16 protein-coding genes and 1 pseudogene are annotated in these 16,829 nt (G+C 42.6%); 5 read left to right on the forward strand and 12 right to left on the reverse strand.

What is annotated here, in order from left to right:
* Positions 1-928: pseudogene (locus tag ACFFAP_RS24640) on the forward strand (hypothetical protein); the annotation flags it as partial.
* Between the two features lie 11 nt (positions 929-939).
* Here the strand turns inward: ACFFAP_RS24640 and ACFFAP_RS24645 are convergent.
* The 6 genes from ACFFAP_RS24645 to ACFFAP_RS24670 all read right to left on the reverse strand — a co-directional run bounded on the left by ACFFAP_RS24645 (position 940) and on the right by ACFFAP_RS24670 (position 6,473).
* Positions 940-1,164, reverse strand: a complete 225-nt coding sequence (locus tag ACFFAP_RS24645) for a hypothetical protein (protein ID WP_375513679.1) — start codon at positions 1,162-1,164, stop codon at positions 940-942.
* Between the two features lie 218 nt (positions 1,165-1,382).
* Positions 1,383-2,156: a DUF928 domain-containing protein gene (locus ACFFAP_RS24650; RefSeq protein ID WP_375513680.1), complete on the reverse strand. Its 774-nt coding sequence runs from the start codon at positions 2,154-2,156 to the stop codon at positions 1,383-1,385.
* 39 nt (positions 2,157-2,195) lie between these two features.
* Complete coding sequence (locus ACFFAP_RS24655; RefSeq protein ID WP_375513681.1) at positions 2,196-4,529, reverse strand: CHASE2 domain-containing protein; 2,334 nt, start codon at positions 4,527-4,529, stop codon at positions 2,196-2,198.
* 26 nt (positions 4,530-4,555) lie between these two features.
* Positions 4,556-5,527: a DUF1822 family protein gene (locus ACFFAP_RS24660; protein ID WP_375513682.1), complete on the reverse strand. Its 972-nt coding sequence runs from the start codon at positions 5,525-5,527 to the stop codon at positions 4,556-4,558.
* Between the two features lie 35 nt (positions 5,528-5,562).
* Positions 5,563-6,207 (reverse strand): sigma-70 family RNA polymerase sigma factor, encoded by a 645-nt coding sequence (locus ACFFAP_RS24665; protein ID WP_375513683.1) that lies wholly within the window; start codon positions 6,205-6,207, stop codon positions 5,563-5,565.
* Positions 6,208-6,296: 89 nt separating this feature from the next.
* Entirely contained in the window at positions 6,297-6,473 is a 177-nt protein-coding gene (locus ACFFAP_RS24670) for a hypothetical protein (protein WP_375513684.1), read from the reverse strand.
* Positions 6,474-6,613: 140 nt separating this feature from the next.
* On the opposite strand from ACFFAP_RS24670, the gene ACFFAP_RS24675 reads away from it, so the two are divergent.
* The 3 genes from ACFFAP_RS24675 to ACFFAP_RS24685 all read left to right on the forward strand — a co-directional run bounded on the left by ACFFAP_RS24675 (position 6,614) and on the right by ACFFAP_RS24685 (position 11,129).
* Complete coding sequence (locus ACFFAP_RS24675) at positions 6,614-7,582, forward strand: DUF1822 family protein (RefSeq protein ID WP_375513685.1); 969 nt, start codon at positions 6,614-6,616, stop codon at positions 7,580-7,582.
* 176 nt (positions 7,583-7,758) lie between these two features.
* Positions 7,759-10,092: a CHASE2 domain-containing protein gene (locus ACFFAP_RS24680; protein WP_375513686.1), complete on the forward strand. Its 2,334-nt coding sequence runs from the start codon at positions 7,759-7,761 to the stop codon at positions 10,090-10,092.
* Between the two features lie 194 nt (positions 10,093-10,286).
* A complete protein-coding gene (locus ACFFAP_RS24685; protein ID WP_375513687.1) occupies positions 10,287-11,129 on the forward strand; it encodes a DUF928 domain-containing protein in 843 nt (280 codons plus the stop codon).
* Positions 11,130-11,393: 264 nt separating this feature from the next.
* On the opposite strand, the gene ACFFAP_RS24690 is transcribed toward ACFFAP_RS24685, so the two are convergent.
* The 6 genes from ACFFAP_RS24690 to ACFFAP_RS24715 all read right to left on the reverse strand — a co-directional run bounded on the left by ACFFAP_RS24690 (position 11,394) and on the right by ACFFAP_RS24715 (position 14,860).
* A complete protein-coding gene (locus ACFFAP_RS24690) occupies positions 11,394-12,545 on the reverse strand; it encodes an AI-2E family transporter (RefSeq protein ID WP_375513688.1) in 1,152 nt (383 codons plus the stop codon).
* 91 nt (positions 12,546-12,636) lie between these two features.
* Complete coding sequence (locus ACFFAP_RS24695; protein ID WP_375513689.1) at positions 12,637-12,828, reverse strand: hypothetical protein; 192 nt, start codon at positions 12,826-12,828, stop codon at positions 12,637-12,639.
* 120 nt (positions 12,829-12,948) lie between these two features.
* The gene (locus tag ACFFAP_RS24700) at positions 12,949-13,509 is read right to left on the reverse strand and encodes a Uma2 family endonuclease (RefSeq protein WP_375513690.1); all 561 of its coding nucleotides are present in this window, start codon (positions 13,507-13,509) and stop codon (positions 12,949-12,951) included.
* 413 nt (positions 13,510-13,922) lie between these two features.
* Complete coding sequence (locus ACFFAP_RS24705) at positions 13,923-14,060, reverse strand: hypothetical protein (protein ID WP_375513691.1); 138 nt, start codon at positions 14,058-14,060, stop codon at positions 13,923-13,925.
* Between the two features lie 26 nt (positions 14,061-14,086).
* Positions 14,087-14,647: a Uma2 family endonuclease gene (locus ACFFAP_RS24710; RefSeq protein WP_375513692.1), complete on the reverse strand. Its 561-nt coding sequence runs from the start codon at positions 14,645-14,647 to the stop codon at positions 14,087-14,089.
* Between the two features lie 39 nt (positions 14,648-14,686).
* Complete coding sequence (locus ACFFAP_RS24715; RefSeq protein WP_375513693.1) at positions 14,687-14,860, reverse strand: hypothetical protein; 174 nt, start codon at positions 14,858-14,860, stop codon at positions 14,687-14,689.
* 95 nt (positions 14,861-14,955) lie between these two features.
* Here ACFFAP_RS24715 and ACFFAP_RS24720 point away from each other — a divergent pair, with 95 nt between their 5' ends.
* Positions 14,956-16,401 carry an alpha-L-fucosidase gene (locus tag ACFFAP_RS24720; RefSeq protein WP_375513694.1) on the forward strand — a complete coding sequence of 482 codons (1,446 nt, stop codon included), beginning with the start codon at positions 14,956-14,958 and terminating at the stop codon, positions 16,399-16,401.
* The last annotated feature ends 428 nt before the right edge of the window (positions 16,402-16,829 follow it).

Consider the following 16,829-nt stretch of genomic DNA (forward strand, 5'->3'; position numbering starts at 1 on the left):
ATTACGAGATGGCGCTCAACTTGAAGCCTCAACATTTGGACAAGGGAATGCAGGCACAATTAAAGTTAATGCTGCTGATTTTTTCACCATTTTTAGTAGCAGTTTAAATGTTAACAGTGGCTTGTTCGTTAACTCCCAAAGTACGACGGGTACTGCTGGAGATATTATCGTCACCTCACCTAGAGTTACTTTAGACAACGGTGGCAGACTTAACGCCCAATCTGCATCGGGTAACGGTGGCAACATCAACTTACAAACTGATTTACTCCTTCTGCGTCGTGGTGCTGAAATTTCTACCACCGCAGGCACAGACAAAACTGGTGGTAATGGTGGCAATATTAATATTGATGCCTCGTCGGGCTTCATTGTTGCTGTCCCAAGCGAAAATAGCGACATCAGTGCTAATGCTTACACAGGCAGTGGTGGAAGAGTAGATATTCAAGCCATTGGTATCTATGGCATTCAACCCCGCTCTAACCCAACTTCTCTTTCGGATATCACTGCTAGTTCTGAGTTTGGTGTAAGTGGCACCGTAGAACTTAACACGCCGGATATTGACCCTAACAGTGGCTTAGTTAACTTGCCAACCGTACCAGTTGATACCCAAGTAGCACAGACTTGTCAAGCTGGTGGAAATTTAGCTAAAAGCAGTTTTACAATCACTGGACGCGGCGGCTTACCACCTAACCCAGGTGAAGCTCTTAACACTGATGCAGTGAAAGTAGATTTGGTGAGTCTCAATTCAAACAGTGATAACCGCGATCGCTCCTTTATTCCCAGCAAAATAACTACCCCCGCACCAGAACGCATCATAGAAGCTACTGGTTTGGCGCTAAACGAAAAAGGGGAAGTCGTGCTGACAACAAATCTTCCCACCACTACGCCCCATAGTCCTTGGTTGAAGCCTGCATCTTGCAGAGCAAGTTAATATTAGAGACTTCAATGGGACTGCAATGCGATCGCATCGACTAACAATGCCATTGTATCGGCTGACAATGCGATTGTTTTGACTAACAATGCCATTGTATCGGCTGACAATGCGATTGTTTTGATTAACAATGCCATTGTATTGGGTGACAATGCCATTGTTTTGAGTAACAATGCCATTGTATTGGGTGACAATGCCATTGTATCGACTAACAATGCGATCGCATCGACTAACAATGTGACTTTTCACTTCATCTGGAAAAGCTAACGATTAACCTAACCCCCTAACCCCCTTCGCGACGCTCTAAGGGGGAAAATTCAAAGTCTCTCTCCTTAAAGGAAGAGAGAAATAGAAGTGAGGTTTTCCACATCCCGTGAAAAGTCAGATTGACTATGCGATCGCATCGATTTGCATAAATGAGCTTCGCTTGCTTCCCTTGCATATTCCTTCTTCACTACTCACTCTCTAAATTGCAGCACTCCACCTTTGGTTCAGTTGCAAAATCATTCAAACCAACAGCTTTCAACAGCGCCGTCCAAGAAGTATCTTGCGAATTGGTGCGACGCAGTTCACTAGCAGCACTCAGCGCTTCATACCAAATACCATTAGCCGCATAAAGGTTTACTTGCTGGCGTGGTGTTGCTTTTTCCAATTGAGTTTTCAAAGCAGGCTTTAGTTGCTCCCGTTTTACATAACCTTCAAGATTAGCAATAAGTTGGTTATCCTTCTGACAGTAGATATTAAGATACCATCGGTATTGCTTGCCAATCTCTAAAGGTGCTGCTTTTGATGGCAACCGAAGGTTTACTACTCCTGGTGTCCCCGTTAAAGAAGTTTTGTAAGTAGTCTGATGTTCTGCTTCATCTTCTAGGACAAACTCTCCAGATGCAAAGTCGGATGCATAAGGAACATAGAATAAGAAACTAGGATGCTCTGTGATCGTTGTTCCAAACACTAATTCTGAGTTTGAATAAACAGGTACTAAAGCTGTGAGCCGCTTTTGAGAAGAAATCAGGAGCTTATTTATATCCTGACCACAGCCACGGCTACCTGCTTCTGCTCGCTTACCTGGTTCCCCGATGTCTTTTGGTGGAGGCGGTGGTGGAGGCGGTGCTGCGAAAATCAATGATTGGTTTAATTGTCCGTTGGGATTTGCAGTCTGTGCCTGCACATCTATAGAGCTAAGGAATGTTAAACTAACGCCGAGGAAAATTTGAATCTTTTGCACAGATAACTTCATTTTTATTTATGCCTCAAGTTGTAGAAATCAGTTGTCGCTGCTTTGTTGTAAAAATAGATAAGTTGCCACTGTGCCGCCAGTAGCCACTAAAACCAAAGCTGACGGAACTAGGGGAACCCAAATCCCTTGGTAAAAGAAAATTAAGCAAAAAACGTATAAGACTCCAAGTACACCTCCTCCCGCCAGTACTAAATATAGTCTTGAGCGATCGCTTGGTGCGATCGCCACTGATCCGGCTACGCCAAACGCACCTCCAACCACTGACCAACTCCAAACCCACAAAACTTCGCCCCAAAAGGGCAAAACTGATATCAAAGGTCGCCCATCCATCACCGCACTCACTAGTTGACTCACCATTTGTGCTTGCAGAATCACCCCTGGTATTTCTTCGGCAGAAAAAGCCTGCCCAGTCATGTAGGGGGTAGGACTATAATCACGAAAGCTTTGGGCAGTAGTACCAATGAGAACAATTCGGTCTTTGACTTGTTCAGCGTTGACTTTACCCCTAAGAACATCTGTGAGTGTAACTGTAGGAGCAATTTCTAAAGGAGAATTTTGGAAAGAGCGGTAATTGAGCAATATTTGGTAGCCCCGTGTATCCGCTTGTTGATAGCCACCCATCTGAGCCTGCAACCGCTTAAAAACGACGTTGCCTAATTGCAAATCTCCATCAGTGTATTTGGCAGAAATGCCTTTTGCCTGCAAATAGTGGAATGCCAGTTGAGCATTAAGGGCGTAGCGTGCAGTACAAGGGGACGTTACGTCTGCTGGTTGCATTGCCAATAAATGACGACGCAGAACGTGGTCTGAGTCTGGGACAATATCACTAAATCCTTGGCGTTTTAACGGAACCCCCAAAGGAGGTGAAATTCCCGGACGGTCTTTTGTGAGTTCTTGAACTTTGCAAATTGCAAAAAGCTTGTCATCTATTTTCAACCTAGTCGCCAAAGAAGCTTGGTTGCGTTGTGATGACTGATCGTGATAAATATCTAAACCAATGGCTTTGGGTTGGAACTGTGCAAGTTTTTCCAAAAGTCGGGTTAGTGCTAAATCCGATAGCGACCCTCTTCTTTCCTTTTGTTCTGGTAACTGAAAATCTTCTTCGGTAACAGTGACTATCAACAGGCGCGGATCTTGCTTTTCTTGGGGACGCGATCGCATTAATTGATCGTAAGCTTGTAACTCCCATGTTTGCAATCCTCCCATTTGCCGGACTCCCAGCACGCTGATGGTGAGCATCACACTCATTAGCAATCCTTTTATGAGTAGGCTCTTAGATTTAATTCCAGGCTTTGGCCAAGTCATCGGTATGGCAGCAGGATTTTCACAAATTACTGGCAACCAAGTTGCCCCTGGAAATTTGTCCTCTAATCCTTGCAGCTTTTCTCTGGCAGTACGAACTGCAATATATAAAGATGCGCCTGAAGAAAAAGCTGCCAGAAAATGTTTTAAAAATGCTTGTGCCACAAGATCGGGCACAGGTTCCCGCATCACAATGATTTGGGGAATATGCAAATCTTGTAGTTCTCGCGCTAATCCCAATCCATCACAGGAGTTGAAAATCGCCAACTGTAACCCATTGGTGACGGCATTTCTCAGGGCATATTTCAGTCCTGCAATTGTTAAACTATCCTTGTCATTGATATAAATACGACCAGTCTCACCCTCGCTTTTACTATGACCAGCGAAAAATAAAATATTCCAAGATTGGTTCCACAGCTGATCGTTGATCTGATCGCGTTGGGGCTGTGTCAAAAAGGTTGTGGCAGCATTGGGCAATTTTTTTAGTAACTCGCAGTCTTTGTCTACATCAATACCAGCTTTATCGCCCAAAATCGCCAATATTTTGATTTTGTGTCTGTAGGTAGATGTCTGCAATCGAGTTACTTGTTCTGACTCTAGAACACTCAAAGCTACTTCGGCTTTGGTGTAGTCCTGATCAACCAAATCCCATAGATGCCAAGGAAGTTTCTCTAGCTGCATAGAAGCAGTGCGAATCAGCACTCGCACCTCCTCATTGGGCATTAAATGTTTATGCCATTTTTCCCGAATCCGCCGAAATGACTCTGACTCTAGCCAGTGATTTAAGTGCGATCGTAACTCACAAGCTTTGTTTTGACAGTCATCACGCCGTTGGGTAATAGAACCATCGTAAATAATTTTTTTGGCTTTGATGCGGCTATTTTCTAGATTACAATAAGTTGATCGCCATTCGTCAATTGCTTTAGCTATTTCTAGATTGGGAGGTAAGTGACCAGAGGTTTCTATGCTGGGGCGTTTGCCATCTTCTCCAATCTCCAGCGTCACCCGCACCCCTAACCCCAAATCGCCATCTAGCTTCAAAACAACTAACTTTCCCATTTGCAGCACCCCTATTGTTTTTCGCTTCAGATGAGAAAACTTTCTAGAACGCTAATATTCCCCAAGACCAATTTAATACTAAAACGTTCTCCCACGTCGCCACTAAACTGCAATTGAATACTCTTGTTAGTGCTTCTAGTTTGGGCTTCCATAATAGATTCTCCCTCTATTCCTTCAAAGTCAATTACCATCAGTTGGAGATTTGGTGGCAGATAAATTTCCCCACATATAGGATGCACTTCTATGATAATATCTATTTCCTGCTCCTTTTCTAAAATGAAGCCAACGACTAGAATTACAGATTGAATTATTTCTGTTTTTCCTAAATCAATCAGCTTACCCCTGCTAACAAAAGAATCATTAGCACCTCTTAGACTCCAATCTGGATTAGCTCTCTGATTATCAAAGAGACTTTCAATTTCTTGCCAACCAACCTCAAAAATATTTTCCAGCCATTGTTTGAATTTAACTAAAGTCTTGTTGGAAGTGAGCGATTGAGAAGCTAACTCAGCTTGCCTCACTTGAGTAAGTTCTTCTAAATACTCCAGTAGATTGTCCAAGGGTTGCAATTGGTTGATTGGTAACAAATCAGTTTGTACCTGCCTGACAAATCCCAACAGCGTCGCTTCTCGAAATGATTTCCTTATCTGCACAGCCACATAGCCAATTCGATTTGACTGTACTTCAGGTGGTACGTAAACAAATTCTGCATCTTCAAATACTGGGCGGCATTCTAACGATCCCAAGTTTTTTAGCGACAAATCAGCTACATCCATAAGTGTCTGCTGTACAGGCTTCCAACTATCGCTATTGTCTAAGTCTGTCTCAAATCCCATGTATTGTAGATAAGAATTTACGAAAAACACAGACAAAGTATTGAGATAAACTTGTTCAGCTTTTTTTTGCGTGGCTTGTCGCCTATATAACTCTTCTGCTCGATGTCTTCCATCGGGCGGTATAGGCGCTGTAAATTTTAGAGTATCTTCGATTTTATCCATATTTTTTTGCCCGGATGATTAAATATTATTAAATATTAAATACATATATCTTCTTGGAGTTTATCAGTAAACTTTTTCAGACATCGTTGGTAAAAACTATGTATAGATGAGATTCCAATACCCCATTCTGCCGAAATATCTTTCCAGGAAATCCCAGAATATCTTCTTTTAGCTATAGCTTTAAAATTTGCTTCTGGATGACCTTTTATGTGTTCTTTGGAAAAAATAAACTCTGGATCAGATTCTATATATTCTATTATTTGTTCAGATAAAGACATAGGTTGAGATTGAGATGATGGTATATTTTCTAGATGAGATTTTTCGAGATTTATTTCATTTCCTTTGCCGATAACTTTGGGGATAGCTTCTGGAAAAAAGCGTTTACTTAATAGCATATTTACCCAAGTCATAACTTCGCCGCGTTCTGAATCATACTTGTTAATATTTTTATCTTGACAAAGATAGAAAAATAAATTTTGTACTGCTTCATCATAAATATCTTCATAGAGTCGTTGAAATTGGCCCTTATAAGGATGAACAAGTCTACCCGACTGCCAAATGGCATTCATCAGCCGTGTTAAAGCTACCCGTTGTTCTTTGGTAGCGTGTGGGCATTGTTGAGCTTTGAGCGCTAATTCTTTAAGTTGTACATCTAGTTGTTTTCTCCAGTCGTTAGTCATAAAAGACCTCGAATTCAAACGCACCAACTTGCGAATCTGTATATATCTCATGTATTGATTGCGATTTTTACACCAACTAGCCACAATCGTTACAAAACTTTTCGCTCAGACATTAAAGAAATGTAGGCAAGTACAGTGTAAGCCTTGTTGCTATTCAAGGTAAGGCTGGAGAAAGAGTTAACTTCCAAGGAAATTATTTTCACATCATTGACCTGGCGTTGCAATCCTCGTCCCGCCGCAGACATCAGAACTTCGATGGAAGGCACAGATTGTATGAGTCACCTTGAAAGGGCTAGCCCCAAATCTCCAATTCTGTTTTTCCAATAATTATTCTCTATTTTGTGGCATAAATTTAGTGAATGCGAGTGATACGTATATAGCAGCATTGATCGCTAAGAAGTTCCTTATGAATAACTCCACCTATCAGCTAAACGATTTCGCTTTAACATTGCCGATTTCCCAATCCGCTCGCATAACTGCCCAGCAATTTGCTAACCAGCAGCCAAATTCTGAAAAAGCAGAGCAAGTTCGGCTGAATACCCTGGCTGTGTGGGTGGTGAATGACTACTTAGAAATGATGGATATTCCTACTGACCTCCAAGCTAGTGACAGCTGGAACCCCATCATGCGCCTCTGTGGGGATGTAGCTGACTTAGAGGTGCCCTCAATTGGTCGTCTGGAGTGTCGCCCTGTCCATCTGCATCAGCAGATATGTTCCATTCCTCCAGAAACCTGGGAAGAACGGGTGGGTTATTTAGTAGTTCAATTTGATGAATCGCTCCAAGAAGCGAGGCTGCTTGGTTTTATCCCTAGTGTCGAAACTGAAACGCTGCCTTTAGCGCAACTGCAACCATTGGAAGCGTTTATCGACCACCTGGGTCAACTGCGCCAATGCCCAGTTAGTCCACTGGTGAATTTAAGTCAATGGTTTGCTGGTATATTTGAGACAGGTTGGCAGACTATTGAATCCCTGTGGAACGTGCCGGAACTCAGACCAACTTATGCCTTTCGCAGTGTTGATACTGTGGAACTAAATGCCCTTAACCGACCAGAATCAATTACTAAACGTGCAAAACTGATTGATTTGGGTATCCAAATTCTCAACCAACCCGTCATGTTGATTGTGGAAATCAGCCCAGAAAAGGATCAGCAAACCAGTATTCATCTGCAATTGCACGCCACTGGGAATCACATCTACTTGCCACCAGGAGTTCATCTCACCGTTTTAGATAGTTCGGGAGAAATATTTCTAGAAGCTCAATCTAGAAAATTAGATAACTACATTCAGTTGCAGTTTCGCGGTGAACCTAGAGAGCAATTTAGCGTTAAGGTAGCTATAAATGATACTAGCATTACCGAACATTTTAGGATTTAAAACATATAGCTATCTTCCCTCTTTGTCGGTAACTTATTAAGTGGTAATTGGTTAATTAAAAATTAAAAATTCAAGCCGACTTTTGGGGATTTTGAAAAAAATCTGTAAATGCTTGTGGAGCTTGTTATTAGACATTAGAACAGGGCATGGTTTTGCACAGGGGGATAGCAACGGTCATGGGTAAGTTAGTGGTTCTGAAATTCGGAGAGGGTAGTTTTGAGCAAGGGTTTGCTGTCACCCTCGAAATTGGTGAAGAACACGAGCGTGCTGCAACAGAAATTACGGGGAGGCTACCTTCATTTCCCGAAATGCCGCTCTACTACAGTCATTGGCAGTCTAGTTATCGCCAGATAGGCAATCGTTATCGTCTCCATGCTGACAAAATGCAGGTGACAAATGTATCGATGGTTCAAGACTGCGAAAACGCTTCCCATATTTTGCGGGCACGCTTTAATACCTGGCTACGAGCAGAGGAGTTTCGCCCTTTGAGGGAAAAATGGTTAGAAAGATTGTCGTCCACCGAAGAAGTGCGGGTGATTTTGCAAACAGAAAATAACCAATTGCAGCTATTACCCTGGCATCTGTGGGATTTGTTAGAACGCTACCCTAATGCTGAAATCGCCCTTTCTTCGCCATCCTACGATCGCATTCACAAACCACGCACAAAAAATCAATTAGTCAACATTTTAGCAATTGTGGGCAATAGTCAGGGAATTGACACCCAGTCCGATCAAGCATTACTGCAACAGTGCAGTAATGCAGAGGTTACCTTTCTGGTAGAACCACAACGCAAGGATTTGACTGACCATCTTTGGGGAAAAAACTGGGATATTCTCTTTTTTGCTGGGCACAGTTCCAGTAAGAAAAATGGAGAAAGCGGACGAATTTACCTGAATAAAACTGATAGCCTCAGCATTAGCGAGTTAAAGTATGCTCTAAAAAAAGCCATTGAAAACGGCTTGCAACTAGCGATATTCAACTCCTGTGATGGATTGGGATTGGCGCGAGAACTGGCTGATTTGCAAATCCCTCAGATGATCGTTATGCGTGAACCTGTCCCAGACCAGGTTGCTAAGGAGTTCTTAAAGTATTTTCTCGAAGGTTTTGCTGGTGGTGAGTCTTTATATCAAGCGGTACGCCAAGGGCGGGAACGGTTGCAAGGACTTGAGGATAAATTTCCCTGTGCGACTTGGCTACCAATGATTTGCCAAAATCCCGCGCAGATGCCACCCACTTGGGATGAATTAAGGTCTACAGAAACTAAAGATACACGAAATTTAGTTTTGTCTACCAGACACAGATTTACGACAACTTTGTTATCTAGTTTGGCGATTACAGGCTTCGTTTGTGGGGCGAGATTGCTGGGATTGGTGGAAAATCCAGAGATTGCAGCCTATGACTTGATGATGCGATCGCGTCCTGTTGAGGCACTTGATTCCCGACTGCTGGTAATCACAATTGACGATGACGATCTGGCAATTCAAAGAAAAAATAACGAGGATTTAATTGGAGCTTCCATTTCCGAAAAATCTCTTAACAAACTCCTGACAAAACTAAATCAATACCAACCCCGTGCGATCGGCTTGGATATCTACCGTGATTTTAAAGCCAAACAACCAGATTTAATTACTCGTCTTCAAAAAACTCAGAACTTGATTGGCGTATGTAAAGGGAGCGATGGCACAGTAAATATCCCAGGAAATCAGCCGCCACCAGAAATCCCCACAACAAATCTGGGATTCAGTGACTTTATTCATGATCGTGATGGAGTTATCCGTCGGCATCTCCTGTTCATGAACCAAGAGGCGACATCGTTGTGTCCTGCTCCCTTTGCATTCAGTCTACAACTGGCCTCCCTCTATCTGCGCCCTTCAGGAATTGAACCAAAGTTCACACCTGAAGGGAATTTGCAGCTGGGTAAAACTATTTTTGAGAACTTAAAATCTCGTACTGGTGGCTATCAAAATATTGATGCCAATGGCGGTCAAATCTTACTCAATTACCGTTCCCCAAAACAAGTAGCCGAACAGGTGAAACTAACCCAATTTTTATCTAGTCCAATTAACCCAAGTGCGATCAAAGATAAAATTGTTTTGATTGGTGTGGTGGCAAAGGGTGATTCTCCAGACACCTGGCCTACACCCTATGGCGTTCCTTTAGATGAGCAAATGCCAGGAGTGATAGTACAAGCGCAGATGGTCAGCCAAATCCTCAGTGCAGTGCAGGATGGGCGACCGTTGCTGCGGGTTTGGTCATTGTGGGCTGAGGTGGCCTGGATTTGGGGCTGGTCTTTGATAGGGGGAGTCCTGGCTTGGCGAAAGCTTTCGTTACCTTGGTTGGCATTGGCAGTTATTATTACTTTTAGTGTTCTATATTTAGTTTGCTTTGGTCTGTTAATTTCGGGTGCTTGGGTGCCTTTTGTCCCTTCGGCTTTGTCGTTGGTTGTCACGGTTGGCTTGATGTCAATTTATAATTCAACAACAAAAGTTCGGGTGGCTAGTGGGGAATAAGGCAATCCGCTTAGTTAAGAAAATTTATCTGTTAAGGCAGGCAGGGCAGAAGAATCTGATAATTGTATTGGACAGAAGAATTTGGATAATTTAATTTTTGGAGTTGACTAGGGAATGGGGAAAGATTTTTTATAAAATTTTTGGATAACCAGTAGATAATTCTATAAGGTTTGCATACTTAAGGGAAGGTTTTTATGAAGTCAAATTCACAACAGATAAAACTGTTTTTAGTAGTAGCTTTTAGCTGCACCAGTTTACTAGTTAGCCTGACTCCAGTACTGGCAAAACCAACTGTTGGTTCTTCACCTAGCGATGCCTACGGCGGGCTACGCCTACGCCCTAGTGCTAAAACGAACTTTGCTCAAGCCACAGCCTTTAATCAACCCTCACTTCCATCTGGCCCCCCTCCTGGAGGTCGCGTTCGCGGTGGAGCGAAGCGTGACGGCGGGGATGTATGTCCACTTCCTATTACTAAAACTGACCTGACTGCTTTAGTACCCTTTGAGGAAGCTAACTCAGTGATTAATGTCTGGGGACAGACAACGGTAGAACACCCAAGTTGGTTTTTCTATGTGCCGTATACCAAAGATTTGCCCTATGCAGTTAAATTCGTGCTGCAAGATCAGGGCTTGAACGAGATTTACCAAGAAGCGATCGCTCTACCAGATAAACCAGGAGTCATCCGCGTTTCTCTGCCTACAACTGCTCCTGCCTTGGCACTAAACAAACAATATCGCTGGTTTTTAACCGTTAACTGTGACAACCAAGAAAATTCTCCCCCGACTTTTGTCGAAGGAGTAATACAACGAATCGAACTCAAACCAGCCGCTCTTAAACAGCTAGAAACCACAGAACCTCTAAAGCGCTATGCTATCTATGCCCAAAATGGGATATGGTACGAGGCACTGACGACACTGGCCCAACTGCGCGATCAAAATCCTAAAGATACAACACTACAAGCAGAGTGGCGGAATTTGTTAAGCAGCATCCGCTTAGATGATATTGCAGCAGAACCGATTATTTCGGCAAAACCTTAGACCAAAAAACACATTCCCAAAACAACTAAGCAGCTAGCCATAATTAAATATAAAATCAAATCCTAGTTGGTAGTGAGCGGTAAATCGACCACTACCAACTAGGATTTTCAGAAATCTAAAATCTAAAAGTAAAAGGGACTGGGGACTGGGGATAAGGGATTAGGGATTGGGTGCCAAATCGAAAAATTATGGTGGTTGCTCTTACCCACCACCAAATTTTAAAAAACTTTTTCCCAGTGCCCAGTACCCAGTCCCCAGTCCCTTTTAATCTTCTTTTCGCAAGATATCATCATCAATCCGTCGCTCCCGATTAATATCGGGATTTTCTGCTGTCCAATTATCATCTGCTCCAAGAGAGTTAGGAACCATCACAAGCTCAGTTTCTTTTGTATGGTTATTCCCCCATTCATCCAAAACATCTTTGATCAGTACTTCTTGCAACCAAATCTTAGCGACAACAGTCAGGGGTAGGGCCAGAAATAATCCTAAAAAGCCGAAGAAAGTGACGAAAAATAGTTGGGCAATTAAGGTGATAGCAGGTAGCAACGAAACTTGATGCGCCATGACAACGGGCGTGATGAAATTACTCTCAGCCTGTTGAATAAAAAAGTAGAGTATTAAGACAGCGATCGCTTTCCAAGGTTCATCCAAGAAGGCGATCGCCATTGCTGGTATTACACTCATCGTTGGCCCCAGATTGGGAATCAAGTTAAAAAATCCCGCTAAAACCGCTAAAGCTAGTGCTGCCTTGACATGCAAAATTAATAAGCCAACGAAACTCATCAGCCCTACTACACAGATGGCAATGAAAGCACCTGTAATCCATCCCTCCAAGGAGACTTCACATTTATCTAAAATCCCATCTACCCGCCGCCGATAAAATGAGGGGAAAAGCCGCACAAATACTTTGCGGTAAGCCACAGGGTCGGCTAAAATCATTCCTGTTAAAACCAACACTAGCAAAATCTTGAGGACAACTTCCAAAGAGCCAGATACAAAAGCGAAGGAGTTTCCCAATACTCGATTGACGAAGGGCTGTACTTGTTGAATAAGGCTATTGACATCTGGGATGTAAGGAATCAACTGGTCAGGAATACGAGTTCTCAGGGCGTCAAGCCAACTATTAAAGCGCCCAAACCCTTTAGGAACTTGATAGGTTAGTTCTTGAAATTGCTGGGCAAATGGCGGCACAATTAGCCAGAAAAAACCCACTACACCTGCAAAAAAGATAGCTACTGCAAGAAGGACGGCAAATCCACGCTTCATGCCAAAGCGTTGGAAGCGTTTCGCTAGCCGATTTAAGGTGGTGGCTAACACAACTGCGGCAAACATCAGCAAAAGCACTTCCCGAATTTGCCACAGGATGTATAAAGAAAGAAGTATGGCGATTAAGCCGATCCATTGACCGAGTTTCACAGGCTGACTTCCAACAGTTGGCGAGATGCAATTTTTTTCTAATTCAGTTAGGTTAGCCGATTTTAGTCACTTGTGCGTAAATGCTCCCGAGTTAATTTTGTTTCTGTGCTTGGAATCGCCACAGTAGCGCGATCGCTATTATCACAATCGGCAACAATATTATAATCAGCGCGTTGGTTGCTGTCGCCGGAATTGATAGACTTGGCCCTGCATACTTAATCAATACCGATAACAAAGCCGAGAGTAAAAGCAGTTTCAGAACCAATCCTAGTTGATTTTCCATAAAAGTACGGCAATACAAATTTTTGTGGTACAGACGAGTTTGGGCTGTACCGCCCAGTTTCTACAATAAACCTACAGATACAATCCTTTGCAACTTTGTTTGGGAAATGCGTTTGCTTTTTTACGTCAAACTCAACCACCCAAAAACTTGTTCCACAGTTAGTTCCAATTCGATACCGTCAAGGATGGGTAATTTATCAACACCTTCGTATAATTCCACTCGTTGTCCAGGAAAAATCCCCAGCACACTTTCGTCTTCTGGGTTGATTAACCAGCCAAGTTCAGTACCATTGCGTGAACAATGCAATAATTTACTCAACACTTTTTTTAACCTTTGGTCTGGGGAAAGAATCTCAATTGCCCAGTCGGGATGAATTTCAAAGCGGTTAGCAATTCTGCCAGTTGAAGTTTTAGGAATTCTATCCCAGCGAAACACAGACACATCAGGGACGATAGAAGCACCGCCAAAGGTACAACGCAGTTCTGAGAAAGCGTAAGCAATTTTTTGGCTTTCAGTTACGTTATTAATGACATTGCAAAATTTAGCCTGTAGTCGGCTATGTTCACCTTGAGGCATTGGTTTTTGAATGATTTCCCTGTTGATAAAATCTGATGCTGGTTCAGTTTCTGGCAGTTTAAGGAACTCTTCTAAAGTTAGTTGGGATTGACTGGCAATAGTCATAAGTGAGTGAAATAGAGGGGATGGTTTAATTATGGGCAAACTCGCAAAGCGCCTGCTGGAGGCAGAATATAGTTTAAATCTTACTAATTGGCACTAAAATATAAATTCCACTTAAGATAAGCAGAACCAAAGTAATAATTAAACCGGATCGTATAGACAAAGGATTTAAAATTACTAATAACCATACGAAAGCCACTTCAACTATAGTTCCTCCAAAAACATTCAAAATATGTTTAGCTAGATAAAAGAAAAAACTAGTAGGAGATGCCATCTTCACATAGCTTATTAAATCTCCACTTGACTTAAGTAAAATCAAATTTAGTCCCAGAATTCCTATCGTTGACAGTACAGAAACAATGAGTTTAACTAATCGAATTTGAAGTCTCATATTTTTTGATCAACTCAACCCATCTTTACTTGCAGTACCAAAGAGCGATCGCTGTGGTTGCTATGTAGGAAATGCTGTTAGCCAGTAGGTGTATTATTGTTTTAGCGTAACGCACCATTAACAATAGCGATCGCCTACTCTTAAAGCTTGCTACGCCTCGCATTCTTCGTTTCTGACAGGTGCTAGAAATTATATTTTTGGGAAACCTATGAGGCGATTAACTTGGACGGATACATCACCAAAGGCTAGGGGGACAATAATACCTGTGGTTAATGTCAGTTCAGTTGTGTATTGCCCATTTTTTAAGTCTCGAAATACTTGCAACTGAGAATTTTTAAGATTGACAACCCAATATTCAGCAATGCCTGCTTCTGCATAGATGTCTTTTTTCTCACCTAAATCTTTGCTCAAGGTGGACTTAGAAAATTCAATAATCCAGAAAATATCTTCAGGGTAGGGATGGTGTTCTAGGTAAACTTCACCTAAAGGTTTGACAATAGCAACATCAGGGACGGGTTCTGAGTTGTTGGGTAGGGTGATGGGTTTGGCATCGCGGATTTTTGCGCGTTCACCAAGCAGTGTGCGGAGATAATCAGCTGCTTCAGTATTGTAGTAGGCTGGTGGTTCTCGTTCTGGGGGCATAACTATGAGGTCGCCGCGCAATAGTTCAATGGGTTGGTCATCAAAAATCCCTGCTTCTATTGCTCGGTGATAGCGTTCAATTGTCCATTTATAGGTAGTTACCGTCATAGCCTTTTCTACCGTTTCGACAATAACTTTAGTTTGATTTTAGTTGATTGCTAAGTTACAAAGATTTTGGCAGAGAGTGCGATCGCTAACTAACAAACATTTTTGCCTTGCTAGGTCAGTAGAAGGTGTTATCGTTTTAGCGTAACGCACCATCAAAAACTCAGGGTGCGTTACGCTACCCTCTGGGAACGCTAAAAGCGAACGGCATAACACACCCTACTCCTACTACTAATTACTTCTCTATTTCCCATTCTCCACTGACGAGATACAGTTGTAAAATTATATATCCTCCAGTCAAGAGCATTGTGATGTTTAGGCATCTACTACCCATACTAATTATTACAGCAATTCTAAGTAGCTTTTTGAATCTGACAGCCTCTACTGCTTTTGCACAACAGATATATGAACCAACAACTGAGTCGCTATCAAAGCATGAAGTTCCAGAGTGGTTTAAAGATGCTAAACTCGGCATTTTCATTCACTGGGGCGTGTACTCCGTACCTGGTTGGACACCACTGACTGGTGAACTGAACAAGGTAGTTGCAGAACGCGGTTGGGAATATTGGTTCCAGCACAACCCTTATGCTGAATGGTACTACAACTCCATGAAACTTGAGGGCAGCGACACTTATAACTATCACCGTGCGACTTACGGTGAAAATTTCACCTATGACGACTTCATCCCCACCTTCAACGCAGCCATCACAAAGTGGAATCCATCCGAATGGGCAAAACTGTTTTCTCAAGTAGGTGCGCGGTACGTTGTGCTGACGACCAAACATCATGATGGCTTCCTGTTATGGCCTAGCAAAACCACAAACCAGTCAGGACGAGTGGCGGCGCAGGATCTTGTAGGCGAACTGACACAAGCCGTTCGTAAACAAGGTATGCGTATGGGTCTGTACTACTCCGGCGGTATTGATTGGTCACAACAAGATACAACGGTGACAGATTTTAACACGTTGCTCGCAGCCATTATCCAAGACAAAGCTTACGCTGAATATGCTAACGCTCACTGGCGCGAACTCATTGACCGCTATCAGCCGTCTATCTTATGGAATGACCTTGGCTACCCTGTTGGTCAGGCGAACGAGATTATGGCTTACTTTTACAATCATGTACCTAACGGTATCGTTAATGACCGCTTTGATTTAAATGGGCAATTCGGTTTACACTTCGACTTCTCCACACCTGAATACAGTCAACTCAAACAAATCGAACCAAAGAAATGGGAAAGCACAAGGGGTTTAGGTTACTCGTTTGGTTACAACCAAAATGATACCGACTTGAATATGATTTCAGTAGATGAACTGGTTGACTCATTCGTTGACATTGTTAGTAAAAACGGCAACTTACTGCTCAACATTGGCCCAAATGCCGATGGTTCAATCTCCAAACTGCAAATTGAACGGTTACTCGGCTTAGGCAAATGGCTAGATGTAAATGGTGAAGCCATCTTTGGTTCGCGCTATTGGATACGCTCAGAAGATGTATCCACTCAAGGCATCCAAGTGCGCTACACCACAAATAAAGGTAATTTGTATGCTGTCTTGCTTGATACTCCTATGAATCAGACGCTGACAATCCCAGGGCTAATTCTGCCGAAAAATGCAAAGATTACAATGCTAGGGGCAAAAGGTAAACTTGAGTGGCAACAGTACGGACAGAATTTATTTGTCACGTTACCGGATATGTGTGTAGGGAAAAAATCACCAGCCTACACGTTGAAAATCAGCCAGATACCTCTTTCCTGAAGCTCGGATAGTAACATTAACAAGATTGCGATCGCGAAACATTCACCCTTGATTCTAATTTGTAACGCTAATTCACCAATTAGCACTCAAGAGAAAAAGCTGATCAAACTGTAACCAAAGGTAAAGGCTACGATCGCACCCATGAAGACACTGCCATAGAGCGTACGATTGCAAAAAGGGACTAAAGCCGAATGGCGAACGCCCTGTTATTAACCTCTGTTGGCGCAGAAAGTTTTTAAAGTTTGTTGTCTAGGAGTATCAAAGACTCGTCAACGGAGTTCTGAGGTGAATAAACCGAATTCAAAAACTCGTTAACGAGTATCAAAGGTGGATTCATCCAGTTCCAAGACTCATTAATGAAGCTCAAACACTCATTAAAGGAGTTCCAAGACTCATTAAAGGAGTTCCAAGACTCATTAAAGGAGTTC

Origin of the sequence: uncultured Nostoc sp. (genome assembly GCF_964245575.1) — a bacterium.
GTDB lineage: Bacteria > Cyanobacteriota > Cyanobacteriia > Cyanobacteriales > Nostocaceae > Nostoc.